The following is a 19774-nucleotide window of genomic DNA, read 5'->3' on the forward strand; positions in this document are numbered from 1 at the left end:
GCCTAACTCGACGTTTCGCCCGATATCTGAAAAAGCGAACTTTTATCAGCAGTTGGACGGCAGGCACCTTTAAGTGCGTCATTCGAAGTTTATGTAGCACGTCCCGAAGGGGCTGACATAAGGAGGTGAATGAGCCACTGGTTATTATTATGCAACACTTATGCCAAAACGCAAAACAAAATATTAACTAACTGAAATATAAGAAGTTAACAACATTTCGGCGTTGAATAGCGGTTGAATGATTTTCACGCTAACTGTCTCCGATCAGCAACACCCTTTTATCCCAAACGCATCAACTATATAAATCAAAGACTTAAATGTCTCCTTTTGGAGACATCAGAACAGTAGCTTTGTCGCGGTTTCCCGACACTACAACATGACACAGATAACATTTAAAACAGCCGCGCCAGAATCATAATCAGCAGCACAAGGATAAGCACCCAGAAGAAACGTAAAGGGGAACGAGACTTATCAGGCACCTGACCGGCATGAGCCTCAGGCTGCGCGTCGAAATGCAGCTCCTCTGTCGCTGATGATGTCGCCTTTTGCGTTGCCTGCTGCTGCACGGTTTGTTCCAGAACGGGTGGCGGGGCTTCTTGTGCCTGCCACCAGTTATCACGTGGCGATTCCCCACGGGCGGCTTTTGCCCGGAACAACTTCTTGTTCAGCGCTGTAATTCGCCCCGGCTGGGTTGTGTATCCATATTGTCTTTTCAGGTCGGTGACCTGCTTTTGCAAAACCATGCCCTTCTCAGGGGCCACCATTGCCACGAAATTAGCATAGCCTTCAAGGCTCGCCATCAGCTCGCCCGATCCCCAGCGCTTTCCTTCCATTCCATCTTTTGCAATCTGAAACAGCAATGCGCGAAAGCGTTTTAGCGTTTTGCGATCCACGGAGGGCTTTTCATTCACCACAATACCGGTGACTTCCTGCTTTTGCGGCTTGCGCATTACCCGGGTTTTCTCAGGGTGGATCTTAAAACCTTCATCCTTAACAATCTGCTTGCAGCGCCATAATAGCTGTTGCACATTGGCGGACGGCTGCGCACTGGAAAAGGTCATGTCGTCAGCATAACGGGTGTAAACAAAGCCAAGCTTCTGTGCCATTGCCTGCAAACGGCTGTCGAGACGACGGCAGATGATATTGGAAATCGCCGGACTGGTTGGCGCACCCTGCGGCAGGAAACGTGCATCCTCCTGCACAAACCAGGTCTCGCCATCCAGTGCCACCTGCGTAACCTCAGGTTCCGTAGTTAACAAAGCCAGTTCAGTGGCCAACTGCTCCGCATAACCTAACTGGCGAAATAAACCTTTTACCCGGCGGTAATTCACCGTCGGGAAGAAGTTTTCCATATCCAGATTGACCACAATCGCCTGGTTCACATGCGGCAGCGCATTACTCAAAATGCTGCGCCCGGTAACAAAACCGTGGGCTGCTTCGTGTAACTTCACACGATTCAGAATGTTTTCCAGAATCCAGTACTGCGCGCGCTTCATGCGTGGCATAGGCGCCGAAATCAGTCGCTCACCGCCATTTTTTTTGGCGAGGGAAAAACGCCGGTAATGGTTTACTCGGGAGACATTTTTCTGGAAGCAAAGAAAACGCAGCTCATTGATCGTGATGCCCATTGCAGATGCCAGTGCCTGGCTGTCCGCCAGCAAGGGCAGCTTCTGCGCTTGTAATCGGGCTTCGTTGTGCGCGGTGTCAGCGAGGCCAAATGAAAACCCCTCCCCCAGCCAGGTTATCTCTGCTTGCTGCTTTTGATGCCATTGCAACGCACGCGCATAGCGCGCTTCGTTACGGGCAATGCGGGTTTGCTCGCGTTTCTCCAGGGCCGCTTTTTTGCGCGCCTTGTGCAATTCCCGCAATGCTTTTTGCGGGTCATCATAAAGCCGTTGTTTCTGCCCCAGCTCCGCAAGCTGTTTCTGTAACGCCGCACGTTGAGCGATTAATTCTGCGGTGAGAGCGGGTTTATCCTGCGTTTCATCCCAGAAACCCAGACGGATCATTTCAGCGAGGATGTACTCCTCTTTACTGGTTTCTCGGATGCGCTCATAAATTTGCTGGCGGGTCAGCTTTGAAGATTCAGACATAACGAACGCCCCCTGACCGTGATGGGCAAGAGAATACGGGGATGACCGGGAGGGATAGCGGCGTGGCGAATAAGGCCTTCGAAGCGTTCCTGGTACTGAGGTTATCCACTCGACGCAGAGTGGAGTACCTGTCACTCATTGGCTTCGTTGAAGCCATACTGCAATAGTGACAGGTACTCACACTCTGCCCAGTGAAGATGGCATCAGTGACGCGTGGGCAGTCATAAAACCTGAATGGCGATCCACCATCCGGGATGCAAGGTTTCCTTGCCACGCCGCTATTAACGTCGAGTATAACAGCAGAAAAAGTCCTTTTCATCATGCTTTTACCTTTACTGCCAGCCGCAATGCCAGCATATGTTCACACGGACCATGACGCAGTCGGTTCTGATGGAAATAGTGACAATTGCACTCGCCCACCGTCAGCCGCTGGTCTGTATCCAGCATCAGGGAAACGTTGTACCGTACGGCATTATCCAGAACCTGACCGCACATTTGTGTTCCGGAGGCATTACTCAGGGCGCTTTCTACCTGCACCAGGCCGGCGTTGACGAAGTTGATCGCCTTCTCTTCCCGTTCGTTGCTAAAGCGCAGTTGTTCCAGTGGGATCGGCTCGCGGCAGAGCGCGCGAATACGATAGAGATCTTTGTTAAGATCATAGAGTACCTGGCCATGCTGGCTGTAGGCTGCCAGCGCCGCTTTTACTATGCTTTCGTCCAACCCCAGTTCGGTGGCAAGAGCCGCGCATGAAGCCATATGGTGCTTGCTCAGTGCCTGATAAACCCGCTCAAGCGTCAGGGTATCGACTGCCTGGCGTGGCGCGAGCAAATCAAAATTACCCTGGGCCGACCAGTCATTCGCGCTCCAGCCGGACAGGCCAAGGGTAAAACTCATCGCCCCTAAATCTGCGGTCCAGAATGAAGGCATACCATCGTCGAGAAGGCAGACATCGAATTTTTCAGCTATCGGGATCAGACGTTCGAGGATATGCAGTCTGCGCCGTCCCCAGACACGTATGGAACGCGGCTGGTCGCCGTTGTAGAGCGAACGTGGGCAAACCAGGGTTTCATTCCACGGCTCAAAAATCACGTTGACGGGCTGCCCCGGCGTCAGCTCAAAACGCAGCGAGCGCGGCCCACTACGCTCTTTTTTACGCCTGAGCCGGAAGCAAATATTGTGCATATCCATGGGCGCAAGCGAGAATTTCACCATCGGCAGGGTCATCGCCGAGCTGACCTGTAAAAAACCGCGCACCCAACTGTCCGGCAGATCGATTTTCTTCTCTTCACACTCGCTGCCGTCCGTCTGTATGGCGAAGCCGTCCGGATCAATTTTCAACTGCGTCGGGTGATAATCACGGATTTTCTGAAATGCCTGGTAGAGCCCTTCGGAATAGTCGATGTTGGTGGTCCCAAAGGCACGCTCGCTGATGTTGTCAAAAACATCGTAATGACAACTCAGTTTGCCGTAGCTTGATTCATCCTCAGAAAAACACTCAAAAAAGACTTCATCGGGATGCACAGTGATAACCGGATCCAACACATACCAGGCATCAATATCGTTTTTATAGAGATAATTGAAATAAGCTTTTTGCGCCTCATGGTAAGGTGCAAGCAGCGTTGCAGCCTCTTTGTTCAGCACATGTAATCGCCCGCTAATCTCATTCGCTTCTTGCTCAAGCTGGCTTTTCTGCGCAATAAATTCCGCTAATAACCGCTGTTCTTCTCCCGCCAGCCAGCGCCGATAGTCGGTTTTATCTTTTGGCTGAAAACGCATGTCCGATACCACCACGTTATGCAGCGCGGAGATGGCCTCGCGAAACGCCAGTTTCTGCCTGAGCTCACCGACGAAGAACGCCGGTGGGCGAAGGCTATCTGGCGAGAACGTCAAACCGTTTTCCGAGGCCTGACTCTTTCCCTGATAACGATAACTAACCTGCATGAGGCGCTCCTTGTTCGGGTCGGGCAATAATGTCCAGCGGCAAATTCAAATGGGGATACTGTTTTTGCAGTTGAAGCATGGCCTTGATCAGCGGCGCTTTGTCTTTTTGCACCACTGTCAGCGACAGACGAGTCAGCAATGACGCCACCATCTCAAGCACCAACGGACTGGCAGCCGCCTGCTGCGTAAGAAAAGCAAGCGTCCTGTCTTTAGCGACACGCCCACGGTTAACCTGGGAAAGGATTGTCAGGAAACAAGGTTTCAGCGCCAGGATGACATCAGGCTTTCCGGTCGCATACTCGTCAAAAAAATGGGTCACAAAGGTCTGTACTGTCAATGACGGATGCTGGCTCAGCTTTAACAGGTACGCTTCCCCCTGCTCGCGCTGGAAGAACGTTTGCAACAGTTCCCGACCGTAAGCCTGCACATCGTCGCGGTTGCTGTCGCAGACCTTGACGATCAGCTCCGGGGTCCAGCCTGGGGAGGGGTAGTTCTGGCGGAAATACGCAAAACCAAATTCTCGGGTTGCGGGCCAGTCGCTTTCCAGTAGCTCCAGCGCAGCACTGCTCTGTTCGCGGACAACATCTACATGTGACGTGAAGGCCTTCAACGCATAATCACGAATATAATGGTCAGGGTGATTTGCCAACGCCACCCATTGATTCACGCTCCACACCAGCGGAGAACGGGCCAGAAGACACTCACGTCCCAGGCTTTGCGCCGCCAGCGATCTGGCATGAATCAGCCGCCAGATGGTGTCTTTATCCAGGGATAGCAGGCAGGCATTAAGCTTGTGCGTGAAGAACGTTAACAGCGCCTGGTGTGCGCCTTCGTGGGCTTCTTTTTTAAAGACTAAGGGGAATAATCCCGCAAAGACCTCAGCAGCATGCTGCCCGGCCAGTTGCCCCAGAAGCGTGTAACAGGCTTGTCGCTCTTCTGCCTCACCGCACTGGAGCAGATCAATTAGCTGCGGTAACTGCAGCAAGACTAATTCCGGATTTTGTTTGCCTAACAGCGCGATGCCCGCGGCGCGGATAGCCGCGACAGGCGAGTTGTGAATCTGAACCAGCAGGGCTTGCGAAAGCGGGCTCTGCGCCAAATCGGAACTCACCAACAACCGGGCGGCTAAAAGCTGCACACCCGTATCGGGATGGGCGAGCAGCTCGCTGAAATTATCAATCGTCAGCGACGGGGACATGGCAGGCAGATGGCTCACCAGGCACATCGACAACCAGAGGGCATGTTGCTCAGAAAAGGTGGTCTGCGCGTCGGTAAGCCGGAGCAAAAGCGCCCGCGTTAACGTCACCTGTTGCGAGGTGGTCAGAGGCTGCCGGGAAAAACGCCCCTCTAACCACGCGCTGATCTGCGCATCGTCAGCCAGCAAAAGCGCGGTAACCAGTTCGGTTTCATCAAACAGTGCGCTAATGCTGTTTAAATGGGTCAGCGCCAGGCTGCGCGCTTGCGGGTGGACACTGTTAATCAGCCCCAGCAGCAGCTCAGGAGTGAGCGAACGTGCAGTAAGAAGCGAGAGCACAAAATCGGCAAGGAGCGGGAACGGACGAGCCAGCAACTGCACCAGTTGGCTATCGGTGAGGGCCTGGCAGAAGGAGGCATTATCTTTCATTGCCCTGAGCGCAAACGTGCAAACGGCTTCACTCTCGCTCAGACACAATAACGTCAGCAGTGCATCAGGGCGCTGATCCCAGAGTTGTGGAAATGCCTCGACGCGGCGTTCATCCTTTTCATCACTCACCCGAATCCATAACGCCCTTTTGTTGTGGCGCTGATAGTGAGGATGATGTAAGCGCAAAATGGCGTTCCACGCGAAAAGATGCGCATCGCTGGCGAAGACGCCTGCCTCACTCTGCTTTTCTGCAACCAGGTATTCTTTCTTATACTGGAGCAGAAGTGCGCAGGCCATATCGACATAGCGAGCGTCGCCACGGACACCGAGACGCCGCAAGGCACGCCAGCTACGGCGCCGCAGGTAGTCGCGCGTTTTGCGCGAATAGGCCAGCCTGCTATCGTCGCGCAGAAGCTCCTGACTGGGTTTGATATAGCCCACGTCGTTCACCCAGACGCCATCCCACTGGGCAGAATAAAATTCCCGCGTGGTATCAAAACGCCAGGCCAGCAGGGCAAACACCGGCGCATCCAGGCGGAACTCGGCCATTTTGAACAGATAGCGCACACCTTTAAACAGATTAGGGCGCAGAGGCAGAACGTATAGCAGACGAATCAGGCCTTGATGCAATAGCGGGTTGTCCAGCGCCACCTGATAGAGCGTTTTGAGTAATGTACTCGCGTTGGGATTCTGTTCATTAATATGGCGCTGAAGTTGCGCATCGATTGCCCCAGTATCGCCAACAGCGAATGCCTGGGACAGATCTGAAGGTAACGATGCCAGCAAGTTTTGCCGCAGCACAGCGATATCGTCATCGTCACCCAGACGCAGATACACTTCATAAGCAAGGTTGCTTAATGGCGGATATGGGCTTTCAAGAAACGGTCTCACACGCGCCAGGTTGTGCTGATTTCCCGTGCGCCCCAGCGTCCAGAGACGGGCGTAATTTTCCAGCCAGTGATGTTCCTCGTTAAGCCCCTTTTCCAGCCAGTCTGCCAGCATAGCGTTCGGCTGCTGAGGGAGTCGCCATATGCTTCGGGCTCGTTGTTCGCTCTCTTTAATGCGATCGATTTGGCGTATTAAGGTGTGTAACGAAGAAGAGAAAGCACTGACAGCAGAGGGGGAAAGTGAACCGGCCTCAACGTAGCCTTTGTTGGTTTTGGCAACCACCACGCTTGCGAAAATAGCCTCGGCATTGGTGAAATCAACGGGGGCAGGCGTTTTTGTCCCTTCCCGTAACGTGCCGCCACGTCGTCCGTAGCGAAAATTCACCCAGTAACGATTCATCTCGTTGCCAGGCTGTTCACAGAGATCCACCTCATAGACCTTGTCTGAGGCTCCCTGCGTAAAGGTTAATTTTACCTTTTTAATCAGCTTCATAACCGTTCCCTTCCCTGTTAGCGCCGGAAACGATTGTACTCAATATCGCCAGTTCTGTCTTTTAGATAAGCAGCCGGGAAGAGGAAGCACGCCCGACCATGTGGGCCGGGCGTGCTGGACGGGGTTAACCTAACTGCTTACGCGCATTGCGGAAGATACGCATCCACGGGCTGTCCTCGCCCCAGTTTTCCGGGTGCCAGGAGTTAGAAACCGTACGGAACACACGCTCCGGATGCGGCATCATTAGCGTCACGCGACCACTTTCGTTGGTAACCGCGGTAATACCGTTTGGCGAACCGTTCGGGTTAGCCGGATAGGTTTGGGTCACTTTACCGAAGTTATCGACAAAGCGCAGCGCCACCAGACCTTTGCTTTCAAGCTGAGCCAGATGTGCGTCGTCACGCACTTCCACGCGGCCTTCACCGTGGGAAACCGCGATAGGCATTTGTGAACCGACCATACCCTGCAGCAGCAGCGACGGACTTTGGGTCACTTCGACCAGGCTGAAACGGGCTTCGAAGCGGTCAGAGTGGTTACGCACAAAGCGTGGCCACAACTCACTGCCCGGCACCAGCTCACGCAGGTTAGACATCATCTGGCAGCCGTTACAGACGCCCAGCGCCAGCGTCTGCGGACGGTGGAAGAAGGTTTCGAACTCATCGCGCACGCGGTTGTTGAACAGAATTGATTTCGCCCAACCTTCACCCGCGCCCAGTACGTCGCCGTAAGAGAAGCCGCCACACGCAACCAGCGCCTGGAAATCTTCCAGACCGGTACGCCCGGCCAGCAGATCGCTCATGTGGACGTCGATGGCATCAAAGCCCGCACGGTAAAACGCCGCCGCCATCTCCACATGCGAGTTAACGCCCTGCTCACGCAGCACAGCCACTTTCGGGCGCGCGCCGGTCGCAATATACGGTGCCGCAATGTCTTCGTTAATATCGAAAGAGAGCTTCACGTTCAGGCCCGGATCGTTATCGTTGGCTTTCGCCTGATGCTCTTCGTCAGCACATTCCGGGTTGTCACGCAGGCGCTGCATCTGCCAGGTGGTTTCTGCCCACCACATACGCAGGGTGGTACGACTTTCGCTGAACACAGCCTGACCTGCCGCCTCGATAACAAACCGATCGCTCGCCGTGGCCTGACCCAGGTAGTGAACACAATCCGCCAGACCGTTTGCCGCCAGCAGCGCTTCCACAGCTTCACGGTCCGCTGCACGAACCTGAATGACGCCACCCAGTTCTTCGTTAAACAGGGCCGCCAGATGATCCTGGCCCAGTGCGGCGATATCCACATTCACACCGCAGTGACCGGCAAACGCCATTTCGGCCAGCGTCACCAGCAGACCACCGTCGGAACGGTCGTGCCAGGCCAGCAGTTTGCCGTCAGCCACCAGCGCCTGCATTGCATTCCAGAAACCTTTTAGTTGCTGGACATCACGCACATCGGCAGTTTTATCGCCCAGTTGACGGTAAACCTGCGCCAGCGCGGTTGCGCCCAGCGCATTATGGCCTTTACCCAGATCAATCAACAACAGGGCGTTGTCTTCGGTAGAAAGTTGCGGCGTCACGGTACGACGCACATCTTCGACGCGGGCAAAAGCGGTGATCACCAGCGACAGCGGTGAGGTCATCTCACGCTGCTCGTGACCTTCCTGCCAGCGGGTTTTCATCGACATGGAGTCTTTACCCACCGGAATGGTCAGGCCCAGCGCCGGGCAGAGTTCCTCACCCACGGCTTTTACCGCGTCGTACAACCCGGCGTCTTCACCCGGATGACCGGCTGCGGACATCCAGTTTGCAGAGAGCTTAATGCGGTTGAGTTCACCGATTTGCGTGGCCGCCATGTTGGTCAGGGACTCACCGACCGCCAGACGGGCAGAGGCGGCGAAGTCCAGCAGCGCCACCGGCGCACGTTCGCCGATGGACATCGCTTCGCCGTAGTAGCTGTCCAGGCTGGCGGTGGTCACCGCACAGTTAGCGACAGGCACCTGCCACGGGCCAACCATCTGATCGCGCGACACCATACCGGTGACGGTACGGTCGCCGATGGTCACCAGGAAGGTTTTCTCGGCGACGGCAGGCAGATGCAGTACACGGTTTACCGCGTCAGCAATGGAAATGTCACGTGAATCGATGGCTTCACCGGCCGCTTTACGTGTCTGCACGTCGCGGGTCATTTTTGGGGTTTTACCCAGCAGCACATCCAGCGGCAAATCGATCGGCTGGTTGTCGAAGTGGCTGTCGCTCATGGTCAAATGTTGCTCTGCCACGGCTTCACCAATCACGGCGTACGGGGCGCGTTCGCGGCGGCAAAGTTCATCAAACAGCGGTAACTGATCGGCCGCAACGGACAGGACATAGCGCTCCTGGGATTCGTTACACCAGATTTCCAGCGGGCTCATTCCCGGTTCGTCGCTAAGGATGTCGCGCAACTGGAATTTACCACCGCGCCCACCATCGCTTACCAGTTCCGGCATGGCGTTCGACAGACCGCCCGCCCCCACGTCATGGATAAACTGGATCGGGTTGGCATCACCCAGTTGCCAGCAGCGGTCAATCACTTCCTGGCAACGACGCTCCATTTCCGGATTGTCACGCTGCACGGAAGCAAAATCCAGGTCCGCGTCAGACTGGCCGGAGGCCATGGAGGAGGCAGCGCCGCCGCCCAGACCGATATTCATCGCCGGGCCGCCGAGGACGATCAGTTTCGCGCCAACGGTGATCTCACCTTTTTGTACGTGATCGGCGCGAATGTTGCCGATACCGCCTGCCAGCATGATCGGTTTGTGATAGCCACGCAGCTCTTCGCCGTTGTGGCTGTTCACTTTCTCTTCGTAAGTACGGAAGTAGCCGGTCAGCGCCGGCCGGCCGAATTCGTTGTTAAACGCCGCGCCACCGAGTGGGCCTTCGGTCATGATATCCAGCGCGGAAACGATACGTTCCGGCTTCCCGAAATCTTCTTCCCACGGCTGTTCAAACCCCGGAATACGCAGGTTAGAAACGGAGAAGCCCACCAGACCCGCTTTCGGCTTCGCACCACGCCCGGTCGCCCCTTCGTCACGGATTTCACCACCGGAACCGGTTGCCGCGCCCGGCCAAGGAGAAATCGCCGTCGGGTGGTTGTGGGTTTCCACTTTCATCAGAATGTGCGCCGCTTCCTGGTGGAAGTCATAACGACCATTCTCGTGGTCAGCGAAGAAACGCCCGACCTCAGAACCTTCCATCACCGCGGCGTTGTCTTTATAGGCAGACAGCACATAGTCCGGGGTTTTCTCGAAGGTGTTTTTGATCATCTTAAACAGCGACTTTGGCTGCTGTTTGCCGTCAATCACCCAGTCGGCGTTGAAGATTTTATGACGGCAGTGTTCAGAGTTCGCCTGAGCAAACATGTAGAGTTCGATATCATTCGGGTTGCGGCCAAGGCGGCTAAACGCATCCTGCAGATAATCAATTTCGTCTTCCGCCAGTGCAAGGCCGAGACGCACGTTAGCGTCGATCAGCGCCTGACGCCCTTCACCTAACAGATCCACACTTTGCACCGGCGCAGGCTGATGATGTTCAAACAGGCGTGCCGCATCCGCTTCGGCGGTAAATACGGTCTCCATCATGCGGTCATGCAGTTCAGCCGCCACGCTTGCCCATTGCGCTTCGGTCAGCGTTGAGGCCTCAACATAGTAGGCCACGCCGCGCTCAAGGCGATTGATTTTGCCAAGGTCGCAGTTGTGCGCGATATCCGTTGCTTTAGAAGACCAGGGGGAGATGGTGCCAGGACGGGGCGTAACGAGAAGTAATTTTCCGGTTGGGGTATGGCTGCTCAAGTTCGGACCATATTTCAGCAGGCGTTGCAGCCGCGTGAGCTCTTCCTCGTTCAGCCGCTCGTTCACATCGGCAAAATGGACATACTCAGCGTAAATATTGCTCACCGGGAGCCGGGCTGCCTGAAAACGCGCCAGCAGTTTGTTGATACGAAATGCGGACAGTGCAGGCGAACCACGCAGAATTTCCATCATAAGTCTCTCGTCTTCGAAGCTTTAAGTGTGCATCAGGGGGAAAACGGGCGTCATTATAGAGAATCCTGAGCGGTGACGAAACCGTTTGCGTCGAAATAAAATCATGGGTGGCATTTGGCAGCAAACCGTAGCGGCTTCGCTAATTAGTTGCCAACTGGCGTATTGTTGCGCAAAATGCCGCTCAACGACCGATAAACATCCTTGTATTCATGGCGGCTATTTATTGAGGCATCGCACGGCGCAGAGAATTAACTAATTGAAAAAATTTAAGATTAATTATCTGCTTATCGGCATCGTCACCCTGCTGCTGGCAGCGGCCCTGTGGCCTTCTATCCCCTGGTTCGGCAAAGCCGACAACCGCGTTGCGGCCATCAAGGCGCGGGGCGAGCTTCGCATAAGCACTATCGCATCCCCTTTGACGTATGCCAGTGTAGATAATAAACCTTACGGGCTTGATTACGAGCTCGCCCAACAGTTCGCCAGCTATCTTGGCGTTAAACTGAAAGTGACCGTACGCCAGAATATCAGCCAGCTTTTTGATGATCTCGACCACGGCAAGGCCGATATGCTGGCAGCCGGCCTGGTCTATAACAATGAGCGCCTCGAAAACTACCAGCCGGGCCCGGTTTACTATTGGGTTTCGCAGCAACTGGTTTACCGCGTTGGCAGCTACCGCCCCCGCAGCCTGGCCACCGTCAATGACACCCAACTCACCATCGCCCCAGGCCATGTGGCGATCAACGATTTACGTGAACTCAAAGAGAAAACGTTCCCGGATCTGAGCTGGAAGGTGGACGATAAAGCAGGCACCAACAATCTGCTTGAAGACGTGGTGAACGGCAAACTCAGCTATACCGTAGCGGATTCTGTCGCCGTGAGTCTGTTCCAGCGCGTCCATCCGGAACTGGCCGTCGCCCTCGATATCAGCGATGAGCAGCCGGTCACCTGGTTTAGCCGCCGTGATGACGACAATACCCTGTCGGCGGCGATGCTCGACTTCTTTAATAACATTAATGAAGACGGGACCCTGGCGCGCCTGGAAGAGAAGTACCTCGGTCATGGCGATGATTTTGATTACGTCGACACGCGCACCTTCTTACGTGCGGTGGACAGCGTTCTGCCCGATCTCCAGCCGCTGTTTACGAAATACGCGCAGGATATTGACTGGCGTCTGCTGGCCGCGATTTCATATCAGGAATCCCACTGGGATACCCAGGCGACCTCCCCCACCGGCGTACGCGGCCTGATGATGCTTACCCGCAATACCGCGCAAAGCCTGGGGCTTAGCGACCGCACGGATGCCGAGCAAAGCATCAGCGGCGGTGCGCGCTACCTGCAGGATATGATGGATAAAGTACCTGACAGCGTCCCTCGCGACGAGCGTATCTGGTTTGCGCTGGCAGCCTACAATATGGGCTATGCGCACATGCTCGACGCCCGGTCGCTCACGGTGAAAACAAAAGGCAACCCGGATAGCTGGGCGGACGTAAAACAGCGCCTGCCGCTGCTGAGTCAGAAACCTTATTACAGCAAACTCACCTATGGCTATGCGCGTGGGCATGAAGCTTACGCCTACGTGGAAAACATCCGTAAATACGAAATCAGCCTGGTGGGGTATTTGCTGGAAAAAGAGAAAGAGGCGGCGAAGAAATCACAACTGGCGCAAGGGTATCCGGCGGTGGCGGCGGAGGAGTTCAATCGTGCGCCGTACGGTATCATGCCCTTTAGCGCTTTTACGCCAGGCGAGGCCTTCCCGCGCAATCCGCTGACCGTACCGGACAAACTGGTGGTGCAAGTGCCTGGCACGGCTAAATAAGTGGCTCCGGCCCTTTTTTCTGCGCTTTTTTCTCCAGCCGACGCTGACGGAAAAAATCGCTTAGCATTCCGGCGCACTCATCGCGTAAAACCCCTTCGACAATCTCAACCCGATGGTTCATGCCCGGGTGGTGCAGCACATCCATCAGCGAGCCTGCCGCACCGGTTTTCGCATCACGCGCACCGAAGACAAGCTGACCGATACGGCTATGCACCATCGCCCCGGCACACATCACGCAGGGTTCAAGCGTAACGTACAGCGTGGTATCAATCAGACGGTAGTTTTGCAACACCATCCCCCCCTGGCGCAGCGCCATGATTTCCGCATGTGCGGTGGGATCGTGGCGGCCAATGGGACGGTTCCAGCCTTCACCAATAACCTGATTATTGTGGACCAGCACCGCGCCAACCGGCACTTCGCCTTCTTCCCACGCGCGTTTTGCCAGCGCTAACGCATGGCGCATCCAGTAGTCGTGGTTAAGTTCAGGGTTGGACAAAGGGGGACACTCCAGTTAACAAGCGGGGCGCATTATACACAGCCGTTATGTGTTGCACACGCTCATTCCAGTTGCTGGAGCTGTCCACGCGGCGTCACCCGCCAGCGATGCTGGCAAAAATAGAGCAGTGGGTTGTCCTGTTTACTGTCGCTATAGCCACTGTACAGACGCAGCGGCGTGCCGATTTTGCGCTCAAGCTGAGCAACTTTTTCATGCCCCAGACAACGCAATGTAAGCACCCACCCACCGTAGCGGCGCTCAATCTGGCTGGCGATAATATTCACTCGCGGCAGCCAGGGGGTATCAAAATAGACCTGTTCCACCAGCGGCTGCGGCGAACCGGTGATAAGCCAGATATCTGCATCGGAAGCCAGAAGATAGTTGGTGAGTCGTTCCTGCACCACCGGAAATGCCGTGACATGCCCGCGAAACCAGGTGGCAAATTTCTGCTCAAGCCGCTTAAGGTGCATTTCGCTGTGGCCGAAAGTACATCCCCATAACAACAGACTCATTGGCCAGCGCGCGGCGCGCCCTTTGACTAACAGGGCGACGCCAATGACGGGCAGTAAAGGCAGAACCAGCAAGACATTCAGAGGGTGATGGCGCAACGCGTAGCGCAGGAATGTGCCGAACATATCCTGCTGATGTAAAGTGCCATCAAGATCAAAAAAGACAATGCGACGCTCGCTGGTAGCCAAATGTTACTCCTCAGGATCGGTGAAACCCAACAGCCAGGTAAACAGGAACCCGGCTATCACTGCTACCAAATAGCCTAACAGATAGAGCATCACTTTTCCGGTAACAATGGTTAACGCAAGCGGTAATCCGGAGATGCCGAAGGTGATAACCGTCGCCACTTTCCAGTAGCTTATCAGCGCACCGCCAACGGCGCCGCCTAAACACGCGCCGAGAAAAGGTTTCCCCAGCGGCAGGGTGACACCGAAAATCAGCGGCTCGCCTATCCCCAGTAATCCCACCGGGAGTGCGCCTTTGATCACCTTTTTCAGGCGCGCATTACGGGTTTTCATGAGCACCGCAATCGCCGCCCCCACCTGCCCGACACCCGCCATCGCCAGAATCGGGAACAGGGCGTTGTAACCATGCGCCTGTACCAGCTCTACGTGGATGGGCACCAGCCCCTGATGAAGCCCGGTAAGCACGAGCGGCAGAAATGCGCCTGCAAGGATAGCCCCCACCAGCAGGCCGCCGCGATCAATAGCCCAGGAAGCCCCGTGCGCGATGCCCTCGGAAATCACGCCGCCCAAAGGTTGTAGCACAATAATCGCCACCGTCCCTGCGATAAGCGTGGTCAGCAACGGGTTAAGGATAAGTTCGATCGAGCCGGGCAGAATGTCGCGAAATTTTTTCTCAATCCAGCACATTAAGGCCACGACCAGTAACACCGCGATAACCCCACCGCGGCCCGGCTGCAGCGCCTCGCCAAACAGGGTAATTTGCGCCAGTTGTGGGCTGGAGAGGATCCCGGCCATCACCCCACCCAGCGCCTGCGAGCCGCCAAATACCTTCGCGGTATTTACCCCCACCAGAATATTCATGATGGCAAACACAGCGCTGCCAAAAATGGCCAGCAAACCGAGCATATTGGGGTATTGTGTCGCAAAATCGCCGACGATATCCGGACGTTTGAGGATATTGATAATACCCGTGATCAGCCCCGAGGCGATAAACGCCGGGATCAGCGGAATAAAGACGTTTGCCAGCTTACGCAGCGCATCACTCATTGGGGCTTTGTATTTGGCTTTCGCCTGTGCCTTGTTATGCTCGACATTATCTAGCGCCGCGTCCGCCCCGCTCATTTGTGCTCGCATCGCATCCACCACCTGCGCCGCCTTACCCGGCCCGACAATAAACTGATGCTGCTGGCCCTGTTTGACATAGCCGCTAACCCCTGGCAACTGTTTTGTGGCCGCCAGGTCCAGCTTCGCGTCATCGAAAAGTTCGACGCGCACGCGGGTCATGCAGTTTTCAAGACGCTGAATGTTACCCTGCCCGCCCACGCCGTTTAGGATGGCGCTGGCGAGCGCTGCTGTTTTGTCCATACACACGCCTCTTTAGTTTTCTAACGCCGCCCGTAAAAAGCCCTGATGAGCCGTCAGTTTCGCGCGAGCCGCAGGCGCATCAAGCCCGGTCAACACCATCAAAATGGCCGGTTTGACGTCGAAATCAGTCTGTTTCAGTACGCTTTCCGCGACATCACGCGTGACGCCTGTTGCCTCTACTACCATGCGACAGGCACGGTCCACCAGCTTGATATTTGTCGCTTTCATATCGACCATCAGGTTTTGATAAACCTTGCCAAATTTCACCATCGCCCCGGTGGAAATCATATTGAGTACCAATTTCTGCGCAGTGCCCGATTTCAGACGCGTGGAGCCAGTGAGCGCCTCCGGGCCAACCACCGGTGAAATGGCAATATCCGCTTCATGGGCAATAGGGGAATCCGGGTTACAGGAGACCGCCACGGTGGTGCAGCCCACGGCACTGGCATATTTCAGGCCGCCGATGACATAGGGCGTGCGCCCGGACGCTGCCAGCCCCACCACCAGATCCGCAGCGTTCAGTGAGAGGGCTTTCAAATCGTCCTCGCCGAGCTGTGCATTGTCTTCCGCCCCTTCAACGGCTTTGAGCAATGCCCCAGGTCCACCGGCAATCAGCCCGACCACCAGACCGTGCGGCACGCCAAAGGTCGGCGGGCACTCAGAAGCATCCAGCACACCAAGTCGCCCACTGGTACCGGCGCCCATATAAATAATTCTGCCGCCCGCTTTCAACGCCAGCGCCGCCGCATCCACCGCCCTAGCAACTTCCGGTAAGGTGGCTTTTACTGCCTGAGCGACCAGCGTATCCTGTTGGTTAAAACGGTTAACTAATTCGATGGTCGTTAATGCGTCTAAATCCATAGTTTCTGGATTGCGTGTCTCGGAAACCAGTGCGCCAAGATTCATTTTTGCTCCTAAAGAATTTTTTATTCATAATAATAGCAAGACATGGAATATAAAATTCATTTGCCTGCGTCAAATGCGTATTTGTAATTGTGGTCACATTTTGCCTCAGGAGACGAGATGAACTGTTTACTTAGTATTCGCCAGCGTTATGCCGGATTTGCACAGAGCGATAAGAAGCTGGCGGATTTCTTGCTGGCCGAGCCCGATCGCGCTCGTCATTTAAGCTCTCAGCAACTGGCTCTGGAGGCGGGAGTGAGTCAGTCGAGCGTGGTGAAATTTGCCCAGAAGCTGGGGTTCAAAGGCTTTCCGGCACTGAAACTGGCGATCAGCGAGGCACTCGCCAGCAGCCCGGTTCCCCTCTCCATCACTGTGCACAATCAGATTCTCGGTGACGATACGCTGCGCGTGGTTGGCGAAAAGCTTATCAATGAGAATCTGAGCGCCATGCGCGCCACGCTGGATGTGAACAGCGAAGAGAAGCTACAGCAAAGCGTGGAGATGCTGCGCACGGCAAGACGCATTGTGTTGACCGGGATTGGCGCATCCGGTCTGGTGGCGCGTAATTTTGGCTGGAAGCTGATGAAAATTGGCCTGAATGCCGTAGTCGAGCAGGATATGCACGCCCTGCTGGCTACGGTGCAGGCGATGGATCCACAAGATCTGTTGTTACCGATCTCGTATTCTGGTGAGCGCCGCGAGATCAATATGGCTGCCGATGAAATGTTGCGCGCCGGTGGACGCATTCTGGCGATTACCGGTTTCACACCTAATGCCCTGCAACAGCGCGCCAGCCACTGTCTGTACACGATTGCCGAAGAGCAGGCGACCCGCAGCGCGGCTATCTCATCGACCAGCGCCCAAACGATGCTCACCGATCTGTTATTTATGGCCCTGGTCCAGCGCGATCTGGAACATGCGCCGGAACGCATTCGTCACAGCGAGGAGCTGGTAAAAAAACTGGTTTGAACAGGGAATGATCGTATAATGCCCGCCCTGTTTGTGTGAGGTTTCTGAGATTTTCCTGATGGCGCTGTTAATCACCAAAAAATGCATCAATTGCGATATGTGCGAGCCCGAATGCCCTAATGAGGCCATTTCGATGGGAGAGAGCATTTATGAGATTAACAGCGATCGCTGCACGGAATGTATTGGACACTACGAAACACCGACCTGCCAGAAAGTGTGCCCGATCCCCAATACCATTTTGAAAGATCCGGCACATGCCGAAAGCGAAGAGCAGTTGTGGGACAAGTTTGTACAAATGCACCACGCAGATAAGATCTAGAACCTGACTCAGGGCTATTTTACCTGGCGTTTTAAACCAGGGCAGTGCCCGCAATCCTCACGTACCTGAGTACACTCCGGTTTCTGCTGTGCGAGTTCAAACTGACATCGCCAATGACGCCCTGAAATAAGGTCCTTAACTCTCGATAATCACCGTCGCGCAGGCATAGCGGCGCTCATCTGCCAGCGTGACATGCATGTGCGCCACGCCCAGTTTTTCCGCAAGCGCTAACGCTTCCCCCCACAGCCGCAGACAGGGCTTGCCCAGCTCGTCGTTAAATACTTCAAACTGGTTAAACGCGAGCCCGTTGCGGATACCCGTTCCAAACGCTTTTGCCGCCGCTTCTTTGACGGCAAAGCGTTTGGCGAGAAAACGCACCGGTTGCTGATGCCTCTCCCAGATGGCCCATTCATTGTCGCTTAACACGCGTTTTGCCAGGCGATCGCCGCTACGGGCAATCACCGCTTCAATACGCTCAATTTCGACAATATCTGTGCCAATGCCAAGAATAGCCATTACTTACGCGCTTCCACCATCAGGCGTTTCATTTCCGCGACAGCCTCTTTCAGGCCGCTCATGACAGCACGACCAATAATGGCATGGCCAATGTTCAGCTCATGCATTTCCGGCAGGCGTGCGATAGCCTGCACGTTATGGTAGGTGAGGCCATGACCGGCATTAACTTTCAGGCCGAGGCTTGCCGCATAGGTCGCCGCTTTAGCGATGCGTTCCAGCTCTTTTGCCTGTTCCGCTTCGTCTTTCGCGTCGGCATAACAACCGGTGTGAATTTCGATGTATGGCGCGCCAACATCGGCAGCCGCTTTGATCTGCTCAACATCGGCGTCAATAAACAGCGAGACCAGGATACCGGCATCTGCCAGACGCTTGCAGGCATCACGCATTTTGTCACGTTGCCCGGCCACATCCAGACCGCCTTCGGTGGTCACTTCCTGGCGTTTCTCCGGCACCAGGCAACAGAAATGCGGCTTAGTTTCGACCGCAATCCCCAGCATCTCTTCTGTAACGGCCATTTCAAGATTCATGCGAGTATCCAGAGTCTGACGCAGTACGCGAACATCGCGGTCAGTGATATGGCGACGATCTTCACGCAAATGTACGGTAATACCGTCCGCACCGGCCTGTTCCGCAATAAATGCCGCCTGTACCGGGTCCGGATACGCCGTGCCGCGCGCATTGCGCAGGGTGGCAATGTGGTCAATGTTGACGCCTAACAGTAATTCAGCCATCACAATCCTCGTTTTCTTTTTCGTTCGTCTTTACGTTCTACTCACCCCGCCCTTCTGCTCACATGCGCAAAGGCGAAAGCGAGTCGGAAATTCGGCTCCGTTAACGTTTCGGCATAAACTGGCGAAACAGTTCCCGGCTCTTGAGCGGTTTGCCCCCAAGATACGGCTTTAACGCTATGCGGGTAAAGCGTTTCGCCGCCCTGAGCGTATCCATATCGGGAAATTCGCGTTCGGCAAGCGCACGCAAATGCCGCCCGGTAAATGTGCTGTTATCCACCACCACGCTGGCAATAAATCCCTTCTCTTCGCGATAACGGTAGGTCATGGTGTCGTCAACAGGTTCACCGCTGCCTGCACAGTGCAGAAAATCTACGCCATATCCGAGGTGCCCCAGCAACGCGAGTTCAAAACGACGTAAAACCGGTTCGGGCGTACCGATTGCGCCAGCCAGTGCCTGGATACAGTGCAGATAATCGAAGAAAAGTTCAGAGAAGCGAGTCTCATGTTCAAGAACCCGTGACAGGAGCTCGTTGACATACAGACCGCTGTAAAGCGTAATCCCGGAAAGGGGAAGCGCCAGAGAGACGGCTTCAGCGCTGCGCAGCGTTTTGACTTCGCCGCGTCCGCCAAAGCGTACCAGCAAGGGGGTGAAAGGCTGTAACGCGCCTTTCAGGTTGGAACGTTTTGAACGTGCGCCTTTAGCGACCAGGCGCACGCGACCCGACTCTTCCGTGAAGACGTCCAGCATTAAGCTGGTTTCGCTCCAGGGGCGACTATGCAGGACGAATGCGCGCTGCCAGCCCTCCATCATACTCGTCGTCTTTCAAGCTGCAGGCGCGTTAGCTGCGCCAGCTCCCCCCAGTAACTTACCGATGTAAGCTCCAGGGGATTCACGGTCTTGCCGCCTTCCTGCA

14 protein-coding genes are annotated in these 19774 nt (G+C 55.2%); 3 read left to right on the forward strand and 11 right to left on the reverse strand.

Translation table 11 applies throughout. From position 1 onward, the window contains the following. Positions 1-392: 392 nt before the first annotated feature. From IP582_RS18975 to purL, 4 genes are all read right to left on the reverse strand, one after another. Positions 393-2093: a reverse transcriptase family protein gene (locus IP582_RS18975; RefSeq protein WP_193794109.1), complete on the reverse strand. Its 1701-nt coding sequence runs from the start codon at positions 2091-2093 to the stop codon at positions 393-395. Positions 2094-2411: 318 nt separating this feature from the next. Continuing rightward, positions 2412-4034: an SWIM zinc finger family protein gene (locus IP582_RS18980; RefSeq protein WP_193794110.1), complete on the reverse strand. Its 1623-nt coding sequence runs from the start codon at positions 4032-4034 to the stop codon at positions 2412-2414. Then, a complete protein-coding gene (locus IP582_RS18985; RefSeq protein WP_193794111.1) occupies positions 4024-7038 on the reverse strand; it encodes a hypothetical protein in 3015 nt (1004 codons plus the stop codon). The genes IP582_RS18980 and IP582_RS18985 overlap by 11 nt, the downstream gene beginning before the upstream one ends. A 124-nt stretch (positions 7039-7162) precedes the next feature. Further along, complete coding sequence (purL, locus tag IP582_RS18990; RefSeq protein ID WP_193794112.1) at positions 7163-11050, reverse strand: phosphoribosylformylglycinamidine synthase; 3888 nt, start codon at positions 11048-11050, stop codon at positions 7163-7165. Between the two features lie 256 nt (positions 11051-11306). Here purL and mltF point away from each other — a divergent pair, with 256 nt between their 5' ends. After that, positions 11307-12866 (forward strand): membrane-bound lytic murein transglycosylase MltF, encoded by a 1560-nt coding sequence (gene mltF / locus IP582_RS18995; RefSeq protein WP_193794113.1) that lies wholly within the window; start codon positions 11307-11309, stop codon positions 12864-12866. On the opposite strand, the gene tadA is transcribed toward mltF, so the two are convergent. From tadA to murQ, 4 genes are all read right to left on the reverse strand, one after another. Further along, positions 12859-13362, reverse strand: coding sequence for a tRNA adenosine(34) deaminase TadA (tadA, locus tag IP582_RS19000; RefSeq protein ID WP_193794114.1), 504 nt, complete (start codon positions 13360-13362; stop codon positions 12859-12861). The genes mltF and tadA overlap by 8 nt on opposite strands. 62 nt (positions 13363-13424) lie before the next feature. After that, complete coding sequence (yfhb, locus tag IP582_RS19005) at positions 13425-14060, reverse strand: phosphatidylglycerophosphatase C (RefSeq protein ID WP_193794115.1); 636 nt, start codon at positions 14058-14060, stop codon at positions 13425-13427. A gap of 3 nt (positions 14061-14063) precedes the next feature. Beyond that, entirely contained in the window at positions 14064-15422 is a 1359-nt protein-coding gene (locus IP582_RS19010; RefSeq protein WP_193794116.1) for a PTS transporter subunit EIIC, read from the reverse strand. Between the two features lie 12 nt (positions 15423-15434). After that, entirely contained in the window at positions 15435-16328 is an 894-nt protein-coding gene (gene murQ / locus IP582_RS19015; protein ID WP_193794117.1) for an N-acetylmuramic acid 6-phosphate etherase, read from the reverse strand. Positions 16329-16445: 117 nt separating this feature from the next. On the opposite strand from murQ, the gene IP582_RS19020 reads away from it, so the two are divergent. Continuing rightward, the gene (locus IP582_RS19020) at positions 16446-17294 is read left to right on the forward strand and encodes a MurR/RpiR family transcriptional regulator (protein ID WP_193794118.1); all 849 of its coding nucleotides are present in this window, start codon (positions 16446-16448) and stop codon (positions 17292-17294) included. Positions 17295-17352: 58 nt separating this feature from the next. Next, positions 17353-17613 (forward strand): YfhL family 4Fe-4S dicluster ferredoxin, encoded by a 261-nt coding sequence (locus IP582_RS19025; protein WP_193794119.1) that lies wholly within the window; start codon positions 17353-17355, stop codon positions 17611-17613. Positions 17614-17748: 135 nt separating this feature from the next. Here IP582_RS19025 and acpS read toward each other — a convergent pair whose 3' ends face one another. The 3 genes from acpS to recO form a co-directional block, all read right to left on the reverse strand. Further along, positions 17749-18129 (reverse strand): holo-ACP synthase, encoded by a 381-nt coding sequence (gene acpS / locus IP582_RS19030; protein WP_039079630.1) that lies wholly within the window; start codon positions 18127-18129, stop codon positions 17749-17751. Beyond that, complete coding sequence (gene pdxJ, locus IP582_RS19035; RefSeq protein ID WP_193794120.1) at positions 18129-18860, reverse strand: pyridoxine 5'-phosphate synthase; 732 nt, start codon at positions 18858-18860, stop codon at positions 18129-18131. Before pdxJ ends, acpS begins: the two co-directional genes overlap by 1 nt. Positions 18861-18960: 100 nt before the next feature. Next, complete coding sequence (gene recO / locus IP582_RS19040; RefSeq protein WP_193796309.1) at positions 18961-19668, reverse strand: DNA repair protein RecO; 708 nt, start codon at positions 19666-19668, stop codon at positions 18961-18963. Between the last annotated feature and the right edge of the window lie 106 nt (positions 19669-19774).

Source organism: Citrobacter sp. BDA59-3 (assembly GCF_015167655.1).
In the GTDB taxonomy this organism is placed as follows: domain Bacteria; phylum Pseudomonadota; class Gammaproteobacteria; order Enterobacterales; family Enterobacteriaceae; genus Phytobacter; species Phytobacter diazotrophicus.